This is a genomic window from Roseovarius sp. (assembly GCF_027019125.1).
Lineage (GTDB): Bacteria > Pseudomonadota > Alphaproteobacteria > Rhodobacterales > Rhodobacteraceae > Roseovarius.
In genome coordinates this window covers 265484-280971 of record NZ_JALUXE010000002.1, presented here as the reverse complement: position 1 = coordinate 280971, position 15488 = coordinate 265484, and the positions used below count along the sequence as shown (strand labels likewise).

The 15488-nt window shown below is 64.2% G+C and carries 14 protein-coding genes; 10 read left to right on the top strand and 4 right to left on the bottom strand.

Going from position 1 to position 15488, the window contains the following annotated elements; all coding sequences use genetic code 11:
• Positions 1 to 26 precede the first annotated feature (26 nt).
• Genes MVC20_RS01565 through MVC20_RS01555 form a run of 3 tightly spaced genes read left to right on the top strand, consistent with a single transcriptional unit; the run spans position 27 to position 2325 of the window.
• On the top strand, positions 27 to 1139 hold the full coding sequence (locus tag MVC20_RS01565; protein ID WP_297537789.1) for a Ppx/GppA phosphatase family protein: 1113 nt from the start codon (positions 27 to 29) through the stop codon (positions 1137 to 1139).
• Positions 1140 to 1598 (top strand): phage tail protein, encoded by a 459-nt coding sequence (locus MVC20_RS01560; RefSeq protein ID WP_297537788.1) that lies wholly within the window; start codon positions 1140 to 1142, stop codon positions 1596 to 1598.
• 10 nt (positions 1599 to 1608) lie between these two features.
• Entirely contained in the window at positions 1609 to 2325 is a 717-nt protein-coding gene (locus MVC20_RS01555) for an RlmE family RNA methyltransferase (protein ID WP_297537787.1), read from the top strand.
• 4 nt (positions 2326 to 2329) lie between these two features.
• Here the strand turns inward: MVC20_RS01555 and MVC20_RS01550 are convergent, their stop codons facing one another.
• Complete coding sequence (locus tag MVC20_RS01550; protein ID WP_297537786.1) at positions 2330 to 2533, bottom strand: hypothetical protein; 204 nt, start codon at positions 2531 to 2533, stop codon at positions 2330 to 2332.
• Positions 2534 to 2777: 244 nt separating this feature from the next.
• On the opposite strand from MVC20_RS01550, the gene MVC20_RS01545 reads away from it, so the two are divergent.
• From MVC20_RS01545 to selD, 5 genes are all read left to right on the top strand, one after another.
• Positions 2778 to 3641 carry a xanthine dehydrogenase family protein subunit M gene (locus MVC20_RS01545; RefSeq protein ID WP_297537785.1) on the top strand — a complete coding sequence of 288 codons (864 nt, stop codon included), beginning with the start codon at positions 2778 to 2780 and terminating at the stop codon, positions 3639 to 3641.
• Positions 3638 to 4117: a (2Fe-2S)-binding protein gene (locus MVC20_RS01540; protein WP_297537784.1), complete on the top strand. Its 480-nt coding sequence runs from the start codon at positions 3638 to 3640 to the stop codon at positions 4115 to 4117. Before MVC20_RS01545 ends, MVC20_RS01540 begins: the two co-directional genes overlap by 4 nt.
• Entirely contained in the window at positions 4117 to 6363 is a 2247-nt protein-coding gene (locus tag MVC20_RS01535) for a xanthine dehydrogenase family protein molybdopterin-binding subunit (protein WP_297537783.1), read from the top strand. The genes MVC20_RS01540 and MVC20_RS01535 overlap by 1 nt, the downstream gene beginning before the upstream one ends.
• Positions 6363 to 6608 (top strand): MoaD/ThiS family protein, encoded by a 246-nt coding sequence (locus MVC20_RS01530; RefSeq protein WP_297537782.1) that lies wholly within the window; start codon positions 6363 to 6365, stop codon positions 6606 to 6608. Before MVC20_RS01535 ends, MVC20_RS01530 begins: the two co-directional genes overlap by 1 nt.
• Positions 6609 to 6679: 71 nt before the next feature.
• On the top strand, positions 6680 to 8857 hold the full coding sequence (gene selD, locus MVC20_RS01525; RefSeq protein WP_297537781.1) for a selenide, water dikinase SelD: 2178 nt from the start codon (positions 6680 to 6682) through the stop codon (positions 8855 to 8857).
• Positions 8858 to 9061: 204 nt separating this feature from the next.
• On the opposite strand, the gene mnmH is transcribed toward selD, so the two are convergent.
• Positions 9062 to 10096 (bottom strand): tRNA 2-selenouridine(34) synthase MnmH, encoded by a 1035-nt coding sequence (gene mnmH / locus MVC20_RS01520; RefSeq protein WP_297537779.1) that lies wholly within the window; start codon positions 10094 to 10096, stop codon positions 9062 to 9064.
• A gap of 134 nt (positions 10097 to 10230) precedes the next feature.
• The gene (locus tag MVC20_RS01515) at positions 10231 to 11568 is read right to left on the bottom strand and encodes an NAD(P)/FAD-dependent oxidoreductase (protein WP_297537777.1); all 1338 of its coding nucleotides are present in this window, start codon (positions 11566 to 11568) and stop codon (positions 10231 to 10233) included.
• Positions 11569 to 11730: 162 nt separating this feature from the next.
• Here MVC20_RS01515 and MVC20_RS01510 point away from each other — a divergent pair, with 162 nt between their 5' ends.
• Complete coding sequence (locus tag MVC20_RS01510) at positions 11731 to 13032, top strand: ABC transporter substrate-binding protein (RefSeq protein ID WP_297537775.1); 1302 nt, start codon at positions 11731 to 11733, stop codon at positions 13030 to 13032.
• A 6-nt stretch (positions 13033 to 13038) separates the two neighbouring features.
• On the opposite strand, the gene MVC20_RS01505 is transcribed toward MVC20_RS01510, so the two are convergent.
• Positions 13039 to 13761, bottom strand: a complete 723-nt coding sequence (locus tag MVC20_RS01505; protein WP_297537773.1) for an FCD domain-containing protein — start codon at positions 13759 to 13761, stop codon at positions 13039 to 13041.
• A gap of 400 nt (positions 13762 to 14161) precedes the next feature.
• Here MVC20_RS01505 and MVC20_RS01500 point away from each other — a divergent pair, with 400 nt between their 5' ends.
• Positions 14162 to 15451, top strand: a complete 1290-nt coding sequence (locus MVC20_RS01500) for an ABC transporter substrate-binding protein (RefSeq protein WP_297537771.1) — start codon at positions 14162 to 14164, stop codon at positions 15449 to 15451.
• Positions 15452 to 15488: the final 37 nt, after the last annotated feature.

Sequence of the window (15488 nt, the reverse complement as noted above, 5' to 3'; positions counted from 1 at the left end):
CAACTTGAAATGGAGGGCGTGTTGCTATGGCGCCCAAGCGTCCCGAAAGTGCGGGCGCGGTCCCGAAACCGGTTGAGAGCCCCGCACTGACCCGTCCGGATCGGGGGCCGCTGTATGCGGCACTGGATCTGGGAACAAACAGTTGTCGCATGCTGATTGCCCAACCCGAGGGCCATCAGTTCAAAGTCGTGGACAGCTTTTCGAAGTCGGTGCAGTTGGGCGCGGGGCTCGAAGGCTCTGGCCGTCTGTCGCGGGCGTCGATTTACCGGACGATTCAGGCGCTCCGGGTGTGCAAGCAGAAGTTGAAGCGGCACGGGGTGACGCGGATGCGGCTGGTCGCGACCGAAGCCTGTCGGCGCGCCAGCAACGGGGCCGATTTCATGCTGCGGGTGGAGCGCGAAACCGGGCTCAAGCTGGACATCATCGCACCGCAGGAAGAGGCGCAACTGGCGGTCGTGTCCTGTGCGCCGCTGGTGAGCCAACGCACCGATCAATTGCTGGTGGTGGATATTGGCGGTGGGTCGACGGAACTGGTCTGGATCGACCTGACGGCGGTTCCGCATGACGAGCGGCGGCGCGCGATCATGCGGATGCATATGGGCTTTCATGCCAGCCCCGTGGGCCTGCCTGCGGCGAAGGTCGTGGACTGGATCAGCGTGCCTTTGGGCGTGGCGACGCTACGCGACCAGTTCCGCGATGTCGAGGATGACGCGGCCCGGTTCGCGTTGATGAGCTGGTTCTTTGAAGAGAACCTCGCCGAATTCGCGCCCTACAAGGACGAGCAATCGCGCGAGGGGTTTCAGATCGTGGGCACGTCCGGCACGGTGACGACCGTAGCGGCGAGCCATCTGGGCCTCAAGCGGTATGATCGCAACAAGGTGGACGGGCTGACCATGACGAGCGACGAGATTGACCGGGTGATCCGGTCTTATCTGGCGCTTGGGCCGGCGGGGCGGCGGCGTGATCCGCGCATCGGGCAGGACCGGCAGGCGCTGATCATGTCGGGGGCCGCGATCTTGCAAGCGTTGCTCAGGTGTTGGCCCACGGATCGGTTGAGTGTGGCGGATCGCGGCCTGCGTGAAGGTATGCTCTATGCCCAGATGGCGGCGGATGGCGTGCTGACGGAAAAGGACGGATAGATGGTGCACGACGGATCGGCGCAATCGCAAGACCTCTGGCCATTGCGGAAGTTTCATTTTCGGGTGACCTGGGATACTTTGGAGCTGAATTTCCAAGAGGTTTCGGGGCTGGATGCGGACACCCAACCGATTGAATATCGCGCGGGCAATGCGCCTGTGTTTTCGCCGGTGAAAATGCCCGGGATGCTGAAATCGGGCACTATCACCATGAAGAGAGGGGTATGTGCCAAGGAAAGCGGACTCTTTGATTGGTTTGCGGAGATCGGGATGAACAGGATCACGCGCAAGGAGGTGACGATTTCCCTGATAGACGAAAGCGGCGCGCCGACGATGATCTGGAGGGTCAAGAATGCCTTTCCGGTGAAGATCAGGGGCACCGATCTGAAGGCCCAGGGCAATGAGGTGGCGGTTGAGTCCATTGAGCTGGCCCATGAAGGACTGACAATTGAAAACCTGTGAGACGGAATAGATGGCCAAGACACCGGATGGCAAGAACACCTCGGGGCGCGGACAGCGCGACCTGACGGTCAAGGTCAAGACGGCGCGCGGGCGGCGGTCGTCCTCGACGCGCTGGTTGCAGCGGCAGTTGAACGATCCCTATGTCAAGCGCGCGCAGGCCGAGGGCTATCGCGGGCGGGCGGCGTTCAAGATCATGGAACTGGATGACAAGTTCCGCTTTCTGGTGCCGGGCGCGCGGGTGCTCGATCTGGGGTGTGCGCCCGGTGGCTGGTGTCAGGTGGCGGTGCCGCGGGTCAATGCCCTGGGGGAAAAGCAGGGCAAGGCGATTGGCCGGATCGTGGGGGTAGACCTGCAAGAGGTGGAGCCGCTGGCGGGCTGCGAGATCCATCAGTTGGATTTCATGTCCGACGATGCCGATCAGCAGGTCAAGGCCTGGCTGGGCGGCAAGGCGGATGTGGTGATGTCGGATATGGCGGCGGCCAGTTCAGGGCACAAGCAGACCGACCATTTGCGGATCATCGCGCTCTGCGAGGCGGCGGCGCATCTGGCCTTTGACGTGCTGGAAGTGGGGGGCACATTCGTGTCCAAGGTGTTGGCGGGCGGTGCCGAGGGCGAGTTGCAAAAGCTGTTGAAGCAGCGGTTCGACAAGGTGGCCAATGTAAAGCCGCCGTCGTCGCGTGCCGACAGTTCCGAGAAATTCGTGGTGGCCACCGGCTTTCGCGGCTGACGCCTCAGCGCGGTGCGCGCTCGTCCGGGGCGATGGACCGGGCGGCGGCGGCGGCAAAGAGATGCAGGTCGGCAGGGTCCATTTCGGGAAGGTTGGCGGATCTGCGCGACACATGGTCCGCCATGCTGCGCTGCCGGATCAATTCGAACAGAAGCGCGTGGCGCGCACGGTCGAGTTTGGGGCGGGGCCACGGAGTGGACTGGGACATGAATTACCTCGTGAGAACGCTCGAACATGTGAATGCAAATGTCTTGTCAAAGGATTGCGGCATTTTTAGCCCCATATCCAAGCGGCGGTGAGGCGTTTTGCGCAACGCGCCACGGGTGGCGCAGGCAGGCGGCGATACGTCGGCGAGCGATTTGCGTCTGGGCGCGAGTTGCGGGATAGTCGGCGCAAACAGGGCCGAGTCAGGCGGGGTCTGACCGGCGCAACAACAGGAAAGGATGGCCGAAATGCGATATGAGGCACCTCAGGATGTCGAGGCCGCAGTGCGGATCCTCGCGGCGGAGCAGGGGGCGTATGTGCTGGCGGGGGGCACGGACCTGTTGGTCAAGCTGCGCTCGGACATGATCGAGCCGGAGGTGGTGGTCGACATCAAGCGCATCGCGGGGATGAAGGCGATCACCGCCGAGGATGGCGGCTGGCGGATCGGGGCTGCGGTTTCCGGCGCCGAGATGGGCGAGCACGCCGGGCTCTGCGCGGATTGGCCCGGTGTGGTCGAGGCGGCGGGTCTCATCGGCTCGACGCAGGTGCAGGGGCGGGCCACATTGGCGGGAAATCTCTGCAACGCCTCGCCAGCGGCGGATTCGGTGCCGGCGATGGTGGCGGCGGGGGCCGTGGTGCGCGTGGTTGGCCCCAAGGGCACGCGCGATGTGGATGTGATTGATATTCCCAAGGGGCCGGGCAAGACGACGCTGGCAGCGGGTGAATTCATTGCTTCGGTCTTTCTTCCGGCGCGGGGCGCGCGGTCGGGCGATGCCTATCTGCGTTTCATCCCGCGCACCGAGATGGATATTGCCGTGGTGGGCTGTGGCGTGGCGCTCGGTCTGGACGAGGCGGGCAAGGTCAGTGCCGCGCGGGTGGCCCTGGGCGCGGTTGGCCCCAAGGTGATGCTGGTGGATACCGCGGCAGAGGCCCTCATCGGCCGGGTGTTGGACGAGGCGGCGCTGGCGGATCTGGCGGCGGCCTGTTCCGCGGCGGCAACGCCAATCGAGGACAAGCGCGGCACGGTCGATTTCCGCCGCCATGTGTCGGGTGTTCTGGCCCGTCGCGCGGCAGTGATCGCAGAGGCGCGCGCGAAAGGAGAAAAGGCATGAGCCGGATTCATGTGACGACCAAGATCAACGGCGACGAGACAGAGTTTCTTTGTGACGCCGAGGCGACGCTGCTGGATGTGCTGCGCGACGAGTTGGGCCTGACGGGCACCAAGGAGGGCTGCGGCACCGGCGATTGCGGGGCGTGTTCGGTGACGGTGGATGGGCGGCTGGTCTGCTCTTGTCTGATGCTGGGGGCCGAGGCCGAGGGCCGCGAGATCGCCACCATCGAGGGCATGGCGGCGGGCGAGGTGCTGCATCCCTTGCAAAAGAAATTCATCGAGATGGCGGCGCTGCAATGCGGGATCTGCACGCCCGGCATTCTCGTGGCGGCGAAGTCGCTGCTCGAGCGCAACCCGGACCCGTCCGAGGAAGAAGTGCGCTATTGGTTGGCGGGCAATCTCTGCCGCTGCACCGGCTATGACAAGATCATCCGCGCCGTTCTGGAAACGGCGGCGGACATGCGGAGGGCGTCGTGATGGCACTGGATGACAGCAAGAAAGTCAAGAACTTCAAGGTCGTAGGCACGCGGCCCAATCGCCCTGACGGCATCGACAAAGTGACGGGGCGCGCGCGTTTCGGGGCCGATATGGTGGCGCCGGGGATGCTGACCGGGCGCATCCTGCGCAGCCCGCATGCCCATGCGCGCATCCTGCGGATCGACGCCTCCAAGGCCGAGGCGCTGCCGGGGGTCAAGGCGGTGGTGACACGCGCCGATTTCGGCGATGTGCCGGATCACGTGGCCGATGTGATGGACAACTGCATGGCGGGCGACAAGGCGCTCTATGACGGGCATGCGGTGGCGGCGATTGCCGCCAGCTCGGCGGCGGTGGCGCGCAAGGCGCTGAAGCTGATCGAGGTCGACTATGAGGTGCTGCCGCATGTGACGGATGTGGACGAGGCGATGAAGCCCGGCGCGCCGGTGCTCCATGAGGGGCGGCAGCAGGAAACCGTGCCGTCGGGCATGTCGGGCAATGTGATCGCCCGCTCGGAATTCGGGCATGGCGATATCGAGGCCGGATTGGCCAAGGCTGACCGCGTGGTCGAGCGGACCTATCGCACCGGGGCCACGCATCAGGGCTATATCGAACCGCATGCCTGCCTTGCGACGATGAGCGCGGATGGTCAGGGTGATCTCTGGGTTTGCACCCAAGGCCATTACATGGTGCGCAACGTCTGCGCCGCGATCCTCGGGCTGGAGCAGGGGCAATTGCGGGTCACGGCCAGCGAGATCGGTGGTGGCTTTGGCGGCAAGACGGTGGTGTTCCTTGAGCCGGTGGCGTTGATGCTGGCCAAGAAATCGGGCCGCCCGGTCAAGATGGTGATGAGCCGGTCCGAAGTGCTGCGCGCCACGGGGCCCACGGCCTCGACCTCGATCGACGTGAAGATCGGGATGACCAAGGAGGGCCGGATCACCGCCGCCTTTGCCGAGTTGCGCTATCAGGGCGGCGCCTATCCGGGCTCGCCGGTCGATATGGGCGCGATGTCGGCCTTTGCGCCCTATGATCTGGAGAACGTCAAGACCGTGGGCTGGGACGTGGTGACGAACCGGCCCAAGGCGGCCGCCTATCGCGCGCCCGGCGCGCCGATGGCGGCCTATGCCGTGGAGAGTGCCATTGACGAACTGGCCAAGGGTTTTGGCCTTGATCCGCTGGCGGTGCGGTTGATGAACGGGGCGGATGAGGGCACGAAAGCCTCTTACGGTCCGACCTATCCGGCGATTGGCCTGAAGGCCACGCTTGAGGCGGCGCATCGGCATCCGCATTGGACCGCCCCCTTGGGCGAAAACCAGGGGCGGGGTGTGGCCTGTGGGTTCTGGTTCAACTTTGGCGGCGATACCTGCGTGTCGCTCAACGTGACACCGGACGGGACGGTGACGGTTTCGGAGGGCAATCCCGACATCGGCGGCTCGCGCGCCTCGATGACGATGATGGCCGCCGAAGAACTGGGCATTCCCTATGATCAGGTGCGCACCATCATTGCCGATACCGGATCGCTGGGGCAGAACGAGGTGACGGACGGCAGCCGCGTGACCTTTGCCGTGGGTCTGGCCACGATCGAGGCGGCGCGCGCCGCCAAGCGCGAGATGTGCCGCCGCGCCGCGATGATCTGGGGCATCGACGAAGAGGCGGTGGAATGGGAAGACGGGGCCGCGCGCCCCGCTGGCCCGAATGCCGGGAAATTCCCGCCCATGACCATCAAGGAAATCGCCGCCGTGGCCAGCAATACCGGCGGGCCGATTGCGGGGCACCATGAGGTGACGGCAGAGGGCGCAGGCGTGAGTTTCGCCACCCATATGGTCGATGTCGAGGTGGACCCCGAGACCGGCGCCACCAAGATCCTGCGCTACACGGTGTTTCAGGACGCGGGCCGCGCGGTGCATCCGTCCTATGTCGAGGGGCAGTTCCAGGGCGGGGCCGTGCAGGGCATCGGCTGGGCGCTCAACGAGGAATATATCTATGGCGAGGATGGTATCCTGCAGAACGCGGGCTTTCTCGACTATCGGATTCCCGTGGCCTCGGACCTGCCGATGATCGACACGGTCATTCTGGAAATCCCCAATCCGGGCCATCCTTATGGTGTGCGCGGGGTGGGCGAAACCTCGATCGTGCCGCCGCTGGCGGCGGTGGCCAATGCGGTATCGGCGGCGGCGGGGGTGCGGATGACGCGCCTGCCGATGTCGCCGCCGCGCGTTCTGGCGGCGATGCAGGCGGCCAAGGGCTGATGGTCAAGGTCGTGCTCTGGGGGTCTCTGGCCGAGAGCGCGGAGGGCCAACGCGAGGTGGCGGTCGAGGCCGCCACCTTGCGTGACTTGCTCGACGGGCTGGGAGAGACATTCCCCGGCCTGCGGGCCGAGTTGGAGCGCGGCGTGTCGGTGTCGATCGACGGGCGCGTCTATAACGACAGCTGGTTCACGCCCATTCGCCCAGATAGCGAAGTCGTGTTGCTCAAGCGGCTGAAGGGCGGCTGAGCCGCGCGGATTCGCCGCTTTTCCTGCGCTGTAGCTTGGCCTATGCCGGTTGCAGACCTAGGAGATTTACGATGATGTCTGCCTCTGTTCCGCTGACCCGTGATCTGGTGCTGATCGGGGGTGGTCATGCACATGCGCTGGTGCTGCGGATGTGGGGAATGGACCCGCTGCCGGGGGCGCGGCTGACGGTGATCGACCCCAATCCGGTGGCCCCCTACACCGGCATGTTGCAGGGGTTGGTGGCGGGGCATTACCGGCGCGAAGACCTGGAGATAGATCTGGTGCGGCTGGCGCGGTTCGCGGGGGCGCGGCTGATCGTGGGCGCAGTGACGGGGATTGATGCCGGCGCGGGCCGTGTGACGGTCGCGGGGCGGGGCGAGATCGGCTTTGACGTGGCCTCGGTCGATGTGGGGATTCATTCGGGCATGCCACAGGTGCCGGGGTTTTCCGAACATGGTGTTGCCGCGAAACCGCTTGGTCCCTTTGCCGGGGCGTGGGAAGCGTTTCTCGACCGGGTGGCGCAAGGGGCCACACCGCAAGCGGCGGTGATCGGCGGCGGGATTGCCGGGATCGAGCTGGCCATGGCGATGGCCTATCGGTTGCGGGGCGTCGCGGGGCGGGCGGAGGTCACGCTGATCGAGCGCTCGGCAGAGATCGCGCCGGGCGCGCCGGTGATCCGACCGCGCCTGATGCGGGCCTGCGCGGCGGCGGGGGTGCGGATCGTGACGGGCGCTGACGTGGTTGAAGTGACGGGCGCGGGGCTGGTTCTGAACGATGGACGCGCGATTGCGGCGGGGTTTGTCGCAGGCGCGGCGGGTGCGCGGGCGCATGGCTGGCTGGCCGAGACCGGGTTGCCGGTGACGGAGGACGGGTTCCTGCGCGTGGGGGCGGATTTGCGGGTTGAGGGGCAAGAGGCGATCTTTGCCGCCGGGGATTGCGCGCATCTGACCCATGCGCCGCGCCCCAAGGCCGGGGTCTATGCCGTGCGCGCCGCCCCTGTGCTGCGGGACAACCTGCGCGCGGTGTTGAGCGGGGGCAGGACGCGGGCGTTTCATCCGCAGCGCGATTACCTCAAGCTGATTTCCCTGGGCGAGAAGTCAGCCTTGGCCGAGAAACTGGGCATGGCCTTTGGCGGGCCTATGCTCTGGCGGTTGAAGGATCGGATCGACCGGAAATTCATGCTGCAATTTGGCGATTTGCCTGCGATGGCGGCGGCGGAGGCACCACGCCTGCGCGCCTTGGGGGCTCAGGGGCCGGAGCCGCTCTGCGGCGGGTGCGGGGCCAAGGTGGCACCGGGGGTGTTGTCGGCGGTCTTGGCACAAGAAGGGCGCCCGGTGCGTGCGGATATAATGACCGGGCCGGGGGATGACGCGGCGGTGATCCGGGTGGGCGATGTGCAGCAGGTGCTGACCACGGATCACTTGCGGGGCTTTACCGAGGATCTGGGCGTGATGGCGCGGATTGCGGCGCTGCATGCCATGGGCGATGTCTGGGCGATGGGGGCCAGACCGCAGGCGGCGCTGGTCTCTGTCACCTTGCCGCGTATGGCCGAGGCGTTGCAGGCGCGCACGATGGCCGAGATCATGGCGCAGGCGGGCGACGGCCTGCGCGCGGCGGGGGCCGAGATCGTGGGCGGGCATTCGACCATGGGGGCGGAGGCCAGTATCGGCTTTACGGTGACGGGGATATTGGAGCGCGCGGCGATTACGGTCGCGGGGGCAAAGGTTGGCGATGCGCTGATCCTGACGCGGCCTGTCGGGTCGGGGGTTCTTTTGGCGGCGGAGATGCGCGGGCAGGCCGATGGGCGCGATATTGCGGCCTTGATGGCGGCGTTGCAGGTACCGCAAGGGGATGCGGCGGAGATTTTGGGCGATGCCCATGCGATGACGGATGTCACGGGCTTTGGTCTGGCGGGGCATCTGATGGCCATGTGCCGGGCGTCGGGTGTTGGGGCCGAGGTCGATCTGGCGGCGGTGCCGGTCTACGAGGGGGCCGAGGCGCTGGCAGAGGCGGGGGTGCGCTCGACGATCTGGGCAGCCAATGCGGCGGCGGCGCCGGTTGAAGGGGGAACGGGCGCGCGGGTGGCGTTGTTGCACGATCCGCAGACGGCGGGCGGAATGCTGGCGGCTGTCGATGGTGGAGAGGCAGAGGCGTTGGTGGCGCGTTTGCGCGCGGCGGGGCATGAGGCGGCGGTGATCGGGCGGGTTGTGGCAGGGCCGGTGGGGATCAGGGTGAGCCAAAAGCGCTGAACCGCGCGGATCGCTGGGCCGGGGACTAGCGAAGCAACGGAAAAGGCTGCCACTTTATGCCAGCAAAGTCCGTATGACACATCAGATTTGCGCTCCCTCTCGAAATCGCTAGGCCGCGGGACGGCCCAGCGATCCGCGCGGCGGCGCGTGCCGCGCCTTGATTCCGCGCGGGGAACTGGGGTCGATGTTTGCAATAATCCAAGCCTACGCGTTGTGGATCAAATCCCTTGCTGCCGCTTGCAGCGTGGCCTCTGACAAATCGGGCAACTCCAGAGGCGTTGTTCCTTCGGGGCGGGGTTTGCGGATGTAGCGCGGATCGTAATGGGTCTCGATCAACTGCGCCACGAGGGTGGGAAAATCGCCCGTGGCGGCAAGGGCGCGCCATTGGTCAACCTGCGCATGGCCGTGATAGGGCACGAGCCGGGTCAGGATCGCGTTGAGCCGGTCGGGATCGGCGATGAGGTCGGCGTAATCGGCGCAGACGTTGGACACGCGCGCCGCAAGCGGCACTTCTAGCCGGATCGCCGGTGCGCTGCGCATGGCGTGGGTGAGCATGGGGGGCAGGTTGATGCGACCGATGCGGCTGCTCTCGGCCTCGATATAGACCGGGCGGGTGGGATCGAGCCGGGCCATCTGTGCGGCCAGAGCGCTCTCAAAGGATTTTTGCGAAGGCTGACCGCCGAGCATGGGACCAAAGAGCGAGCCGCGATGGGCGGCGAGCCCCTCAAGGTCGATTACCTGTGCCCCGTGGGCCGCAAGATGGGTCAGCAGATGGGTCTTGCCGGTGCCGGTGCCGCCGTCGATGAGGCGGATGGGGGCGGGAAACGCCTCTTCATAAAGCGCGCGGGCGACGAGGCGGCGGTAGGATTGATAGCCGCCCTGGATGGTGTCGGCCTTCCAGCCGATCTGTTGCAGGATGACGGTGAAGGAGCCCGAGCGCTGACCGCCGCGCCAGCAATAGACCAGCGGACGCCAGCCGCCGTGACGATCCGCGAGCGGGCCCTCAAGATGGGCGGCGGCATTGCGCGAGACGAGGGCTGCGCCGATCTTGCGCGCGAGAAAACGGTCCTGTTGCACATAGATCGTGCCCACGCGGGCGCGTTCCTCGTTCGAGAGGACGGGAAGATTGAGCGCGCCGGGGATGTGATCCTCTGCGAATTCGGCGGGAGACCGGACGTCGATCACCTCGTCAAAGGGCAGAGCCGCGAGCGCCGCGAGACTATCGAGGGCAATCGGCATCAGGGAAAATCGGCATGAGGGCGGGGATGGGACATGGCCCTTTGCATGCGATGCCACGCGCGCAAGATCAAGCCCTGTTGCAGCGATAAAAAAAGGGTGGGCAGCACGAGGCCGCCCACCACAGGTAGGGAAAGTCAGTTCTGGAGGTAAACTTCGAGGCTGTCGTCGAGGGCGTCTTTCCATGGCGTGTGGTGCAGGGGGGCCATGGTGCCGGTGATGACAGATTTATAGGAATTGTTGCGGAAGCCCATGATGTCTTTCTTCTTGTGGCCTTTCCATTCCTTGAAGGCCTGACAAGCCCCTTCGACATCGAAGCTGGGATAATCGGTCTCGTCGATCAGTTCCTTGACGTAATCGCCCTGATACCAGATCGCGTCATAGTCATCCTGACCGGCATCCTCGCGGGCGACACGGTCGGCGACGTCGGCCTCCATCGTGGCGCGGTCGGGAAGCGCGATGCGGCCCATGATCGCGTCGCGCACCCACCAGGCCTGCGCGTCGAACATGTTGAAGGTGAACCACTGATCCTGCATGCCGATGTAGAACAGATCGGGTTCGCGCACGAAAACCACGCCCTTGTAGAGATCGGCGGTGGCAAGACGGTTGGCGGTCTTGAGGCGCAGAGCGTCGGGCAGGAAGGGGAAGTGGTGCTTGTAGCCGGTGCAGAGGATCACGGCATCCACGTCCTTGGTGGTGCCATCCTTGAAATAGGCGGTGTTGCCCTCGACCTTTTGCAGGAGCGGCACCTCTTGCCAGTTGTCCGGCCATTTGTAGCCCATGGGCGCGGTGCGGTGGCTGACGGTCACGGATTTGCAGCCGTATTTCCAGCATTGCGAGCCGATGTCTTCGGCGGAATAGCTGGTCCCGACGATGAGGATGTCCTTGTCCTTGAATTCCAGCGCGTCGCGGAAATCATGGGCGTGCAGGACGCGGCCCTTGAAATTCTCGAAGCCGGGGAAGTAGGGCACGTTGGGCGTGCTGAAATGGCCCGAACAGACGATGACGTGGTCGAACTGTTCCGTATAGGTGTGATCCTCGGGGAGATGGCAAACGGTGACGTTGAACTTGTCGCCGTCTTTCTCGACCCAGCGGACGGCGGTGGAGAAGCGGATGAGGTCACGCACGCCGGCCTTTTTCACGCGGCCTTCGATATAGTCGAAGAGCACGGCGCGGGGCGGATAAGAGGCGATCTGCTTGCCGAAATGCTCTTCGAAGGAATAGTCGGCGAATTCCAGGCCTTCCTTGGGGCCGTTCGACCAGAGATAGCGATACATCGAGCCATGGACCGGCTCGCCGTATTCATCGAGCCCGGTGCGCCAGGTGTAGTTCCAGAGGCCGCCCCAATTGTCCTGCTTTTCAAAACAGACGATCTCGGGGATCTCTGCGCCCTTGGCGGCGGCGGATTGAAAGGCCCGCAACTGGGCCAAGCCCGACGGTCCCGCGCCGATGATCGCAATTCTTTTTTTGGTCATGTTGCCCTCCAAGCTGGTATGGACCAATTTCATGTATTGGTGCTTTTGGTTCATGCCAGATTGGAGTCGGTTCGGCGGGCTTGTCAATAAATATTCTTTCTAAGAATAATATTTTCCCACGAGATGGCTGGTGCTGCGCCGGGAACCTGCTAGGAATTGATCATGTCCAATTCGAGTTTCGCCCAAAGACTGGCCATCAGAAGCGCATTGCCGCGGTTTTCCGTGGGCATGCGAAAGACGTTGACCATCGGATTTCTTGCCCCGCTGAGCGGCCCGGTCGAATCCTGGGGCTTGCCGGGATTGCAGGGGTGTCGGCTTTGGGTGGACTGGCTCAACCGTGCGGGTGGCGTGCTGATGGGGGGGCGGCGATTCCCTGTGCGGCTCGAGGCCTATGATTGCGGATATGACGGGGCGGACGCCCTGGCCGGGGCGCGGCATCTGGTGCAGGAGCATGATGCCGCGCTGGTGATGATGCTGGGGGGCGATTCGTTCACCGAGGTGCGCGACTACCTGATGGGGCAGAAGGTGCTGACCTCATCCTTGCTGACCAGCGACCTGTCGCCGGACACGCCCTATCTCATTGCGCCGGGCGAATCGCTGCCGATCTACACGGTGACGGCGGTGGAATGGATCGCAAGGCACCGGCCCGAGATCCGGACCGTGGCGCTTTGTGCGCAGACCGATGCGCTTGGGTTGCCGGCCCTTGCCGCCTATCGCGCGGCGTTCAAGGCGGTGGGTATCGAGATCGTCGAGGAAATCCGCTATGACCCCGGCACGGCCACGGCCCCCGAGGTGGTGGCCCCGATGCTGGCCGCGGCGCCGGATATGTTGTGCTGGTGTACGAGCTATACGCCGATGGTGCATGCGATGACCGAGTACGCCTATCATCAGGGCTACGCGGGCCAGATCCTGAGTTGCACGGCGGATTGTTATGAACAGTTGATCGCGCTCACCTCGCCCGAGTTCATGGAAGGGTTCCTGTTCCAGTTCCCCGACTTTGACGATCCGGCGCTGGCGGAAAAGGCGTTCTTCTTTAACCAGCCCCAGGCGTTCTACGAGGAATACAACGCGCGCTTTCCCGGAAGCTGGACAGCGGTGAGTTGGGAATATGCGGCGATTCTCGACATATGGCAGTCAGCGGTGGAACGGGCAGGGACGGTCAATTCGGTGTCGGTTCTGGCGGCGATGCGGCAGTTGGGCGAGGTCAACCACGCCTTTGGCCCGGCGCAATGGTGGGGCCAGGATATGTTTGGCCTCGACCACACGCTGATCGGCGATTGGCCGGTGGTGCAGATCCGGGGCGGCAAGGCGCGGATCGTCGATTTCGGGTCGATCCCCGATTGGCTTGCGCGGCATGAGGCGCTGTTGCGGGTGGAAATGGCGGCGCTCGGCCAGCTTTGGCATCAGCGGCACGGGCAGGGCACTGGCAAGGCCTGTCTGGAGGCGCGCCTGGTCGGCAGCTGATCCTGCTCAATCCTCTTGCAGCAGGGTCTTTTGTTCTTCGATCAGGTGCAGCTTGATGTATTCCACGGCAGTTTCGACATCGCGCGAAGAAATGGCGTTGAAGAGCGCGTTATAGCGTTTCTGGTAATCCTCGATGCGTTTGGGCGTCAGGTGCCGCCGCATCATGCTGGAGCGGTGGGTCTGCAAACAGGCCTCGATTGCCAGATCGTAACAGGAGGCGAGCAGGGGGTTGCCCGTGCCCGCCGCGATCTTGCGATAGAAATCCTCTTCGCAGGCGACGAATTCCGCGGCGTCGGTGCTGATGCCTTCCATCCGGGTGAGAATGTCGTCGAGTTCCATGATGTCGCGCGGGGTCATGTTGATGACCGCGAGGCGGATCATCTCGGGCTCGAGAATGCCGCGGACGACGAGATGATCGAGCGGGCTGGTGTTCTCGGCCAAGGCGTTGCGGCTGGGGGTGCGGGTGAGTTCGCTCTTGTAGGTGACAAAGCTGCCAGACCCGGCGCGGCGGCGGATGATGTTGCGCGCCTCGAGCACGTCGAGCGCGTCGCGCACGGTGTTGCGGGCGACACCCAGTTCCGACGAAAGGGTGCGCTCGGAGGGCAGGCGCGCGCCCTCGGGGTATTCTTCTGATTTGATCCGGGCAAAGAGGCTGTCGATCACCACCTGCACGGTGGCCCCGACCGAGTGGCTGGTGACAAGCTGGGCTGTGGTGCTCTGGTTGGCCATCGTAGCGGGGTCCTTGGTGTGGTGCGGGGGGCCGTTTACGGTAAATCTAGGCGGAACCGGACACTGGCACAAGCCGCAGGTCAGGGCCAGAGAACCAATTTCGATCCCCTTTCGGACCAGTTTTGCGGGCAAAAAGAGGGGTTTTGCGAGGTGCCTCTAAAATGACCTTTTGGAAATTATATTTAAATTGAGTGACTTGGTCGGTTGGCCCGGCTAAATTATAACTCTAAGAAACAAATTTTCTTGTGAGTTTCAAATCGCTTTGCTAGCCTTTGTTCGTGGGCCGAAACCAATTTCGGAAACTGGTATAGTCTCTGGGGTTGTCAATGAACCAGAACAGGTCGTCCTTGGCTCCGCTCTGCTGCGCGATACCGCGCGGTGCCAACAGTTGGAGGAATGCATGCTTTCCAAATATATATCCAAGGGGTTCACACGTCGGACCTTTCTGAAAACCTCCGCGGCGGCGACGGCAGCGCTTGGCTTGCCGAAAGTGGCGCTGGCGGCGGGTGAACCGATCAAGATCGGATTTCTGGCCCCCCTGACGGGCGCCGTGGCGGCCTGGGGTAAACCCGGTCTCGATGGCTGCATGATCTGGGCCGAGCGGGTCAATGCCGCGGGCGGGATCATGCTGGCGGATGGCCCGCACCCGGTCGAATTCGTGGCCTATGACGAGGAATACGATCCCGCCAAGGCGCGCACCGGGGCCACCAAGCTGATCCGCGAGGATGGCGTGAGCTTTATCATGATGCTGGGCGGCGATCCCTGGCCAGGTGTGCAGCCGGTGGCGGAACGCACGGGGATGCTCTTTTCCACGCTGCTGCCTTCGGATCTCTCGCCCGATACCAAGACGCTGTTGGCCCCGGCCGAGGTGCACCCCATCTATAACGTGACCGGAGTAGAGTGGCTGGCGCAGAACAAGCCGGAGCTGAAAACCGCCGTGATGTGCGCGCAGGACGATGCGCTTGGCCTGCCGTCGGTGGCAACCTATCTGGCGGCCTTCGAGGCGGCGGGGATCGAGATGTTGGACGAGCCGCTGCTCTTTGACCCGGCCACCACGGATTTCGCACCGGTGGTGACACGGTTGATGGCCAAGAACCCCGACATCATCTGTCTGGACACCTGCTATTCGGATTATGTGCACCCGATTGCCGAGCAGCTCTTTCAGCAGAATTTCAAGGGTCAGATCATCAGCTGCACGGCGGATTTCTATGACCAGATGATCGCCAAGACCTCGAAGGAATTCATGGAAGGGTTCATCTTCCAGTTCCCGGATTTCGACGATCCGGCGCTGAATGCCGAGAACGTCAATTTCCAGGACCCCAACGGGTTCTATGCCGAATACAACACGCGGCATCCCGGTCAGTGGGGCGCGGTGAGCTGGGAATATGCCTCGATCATGGACCTGTGGAAGGTTGCGGCCGAAAAGGCAGGCTCTGCCGACCCCGAAGCGGTGCTGGCCGCGATGAAGGACGGCCCCGGCAACCATGCCTTTGGCGAGGCGGAATGGTGGGGCGAGGAACTCTTTGGTATCGACAACGCGCTGGTGGGCGATTGGCCCGTGGTCGCCATCGAGAACGGCAAGGCCGTGATCAAGGAATTTCGTTCGATCCCCGACTGGTATAGCCGGCATGGCGATCTCTTGATCAAGCATATGCAGGCCTATGGCCAGATGTGGGATCAGCGCGGCTGACCCAGTCCCATGACAGCGCCCGGTTGGCGGGCGCTGT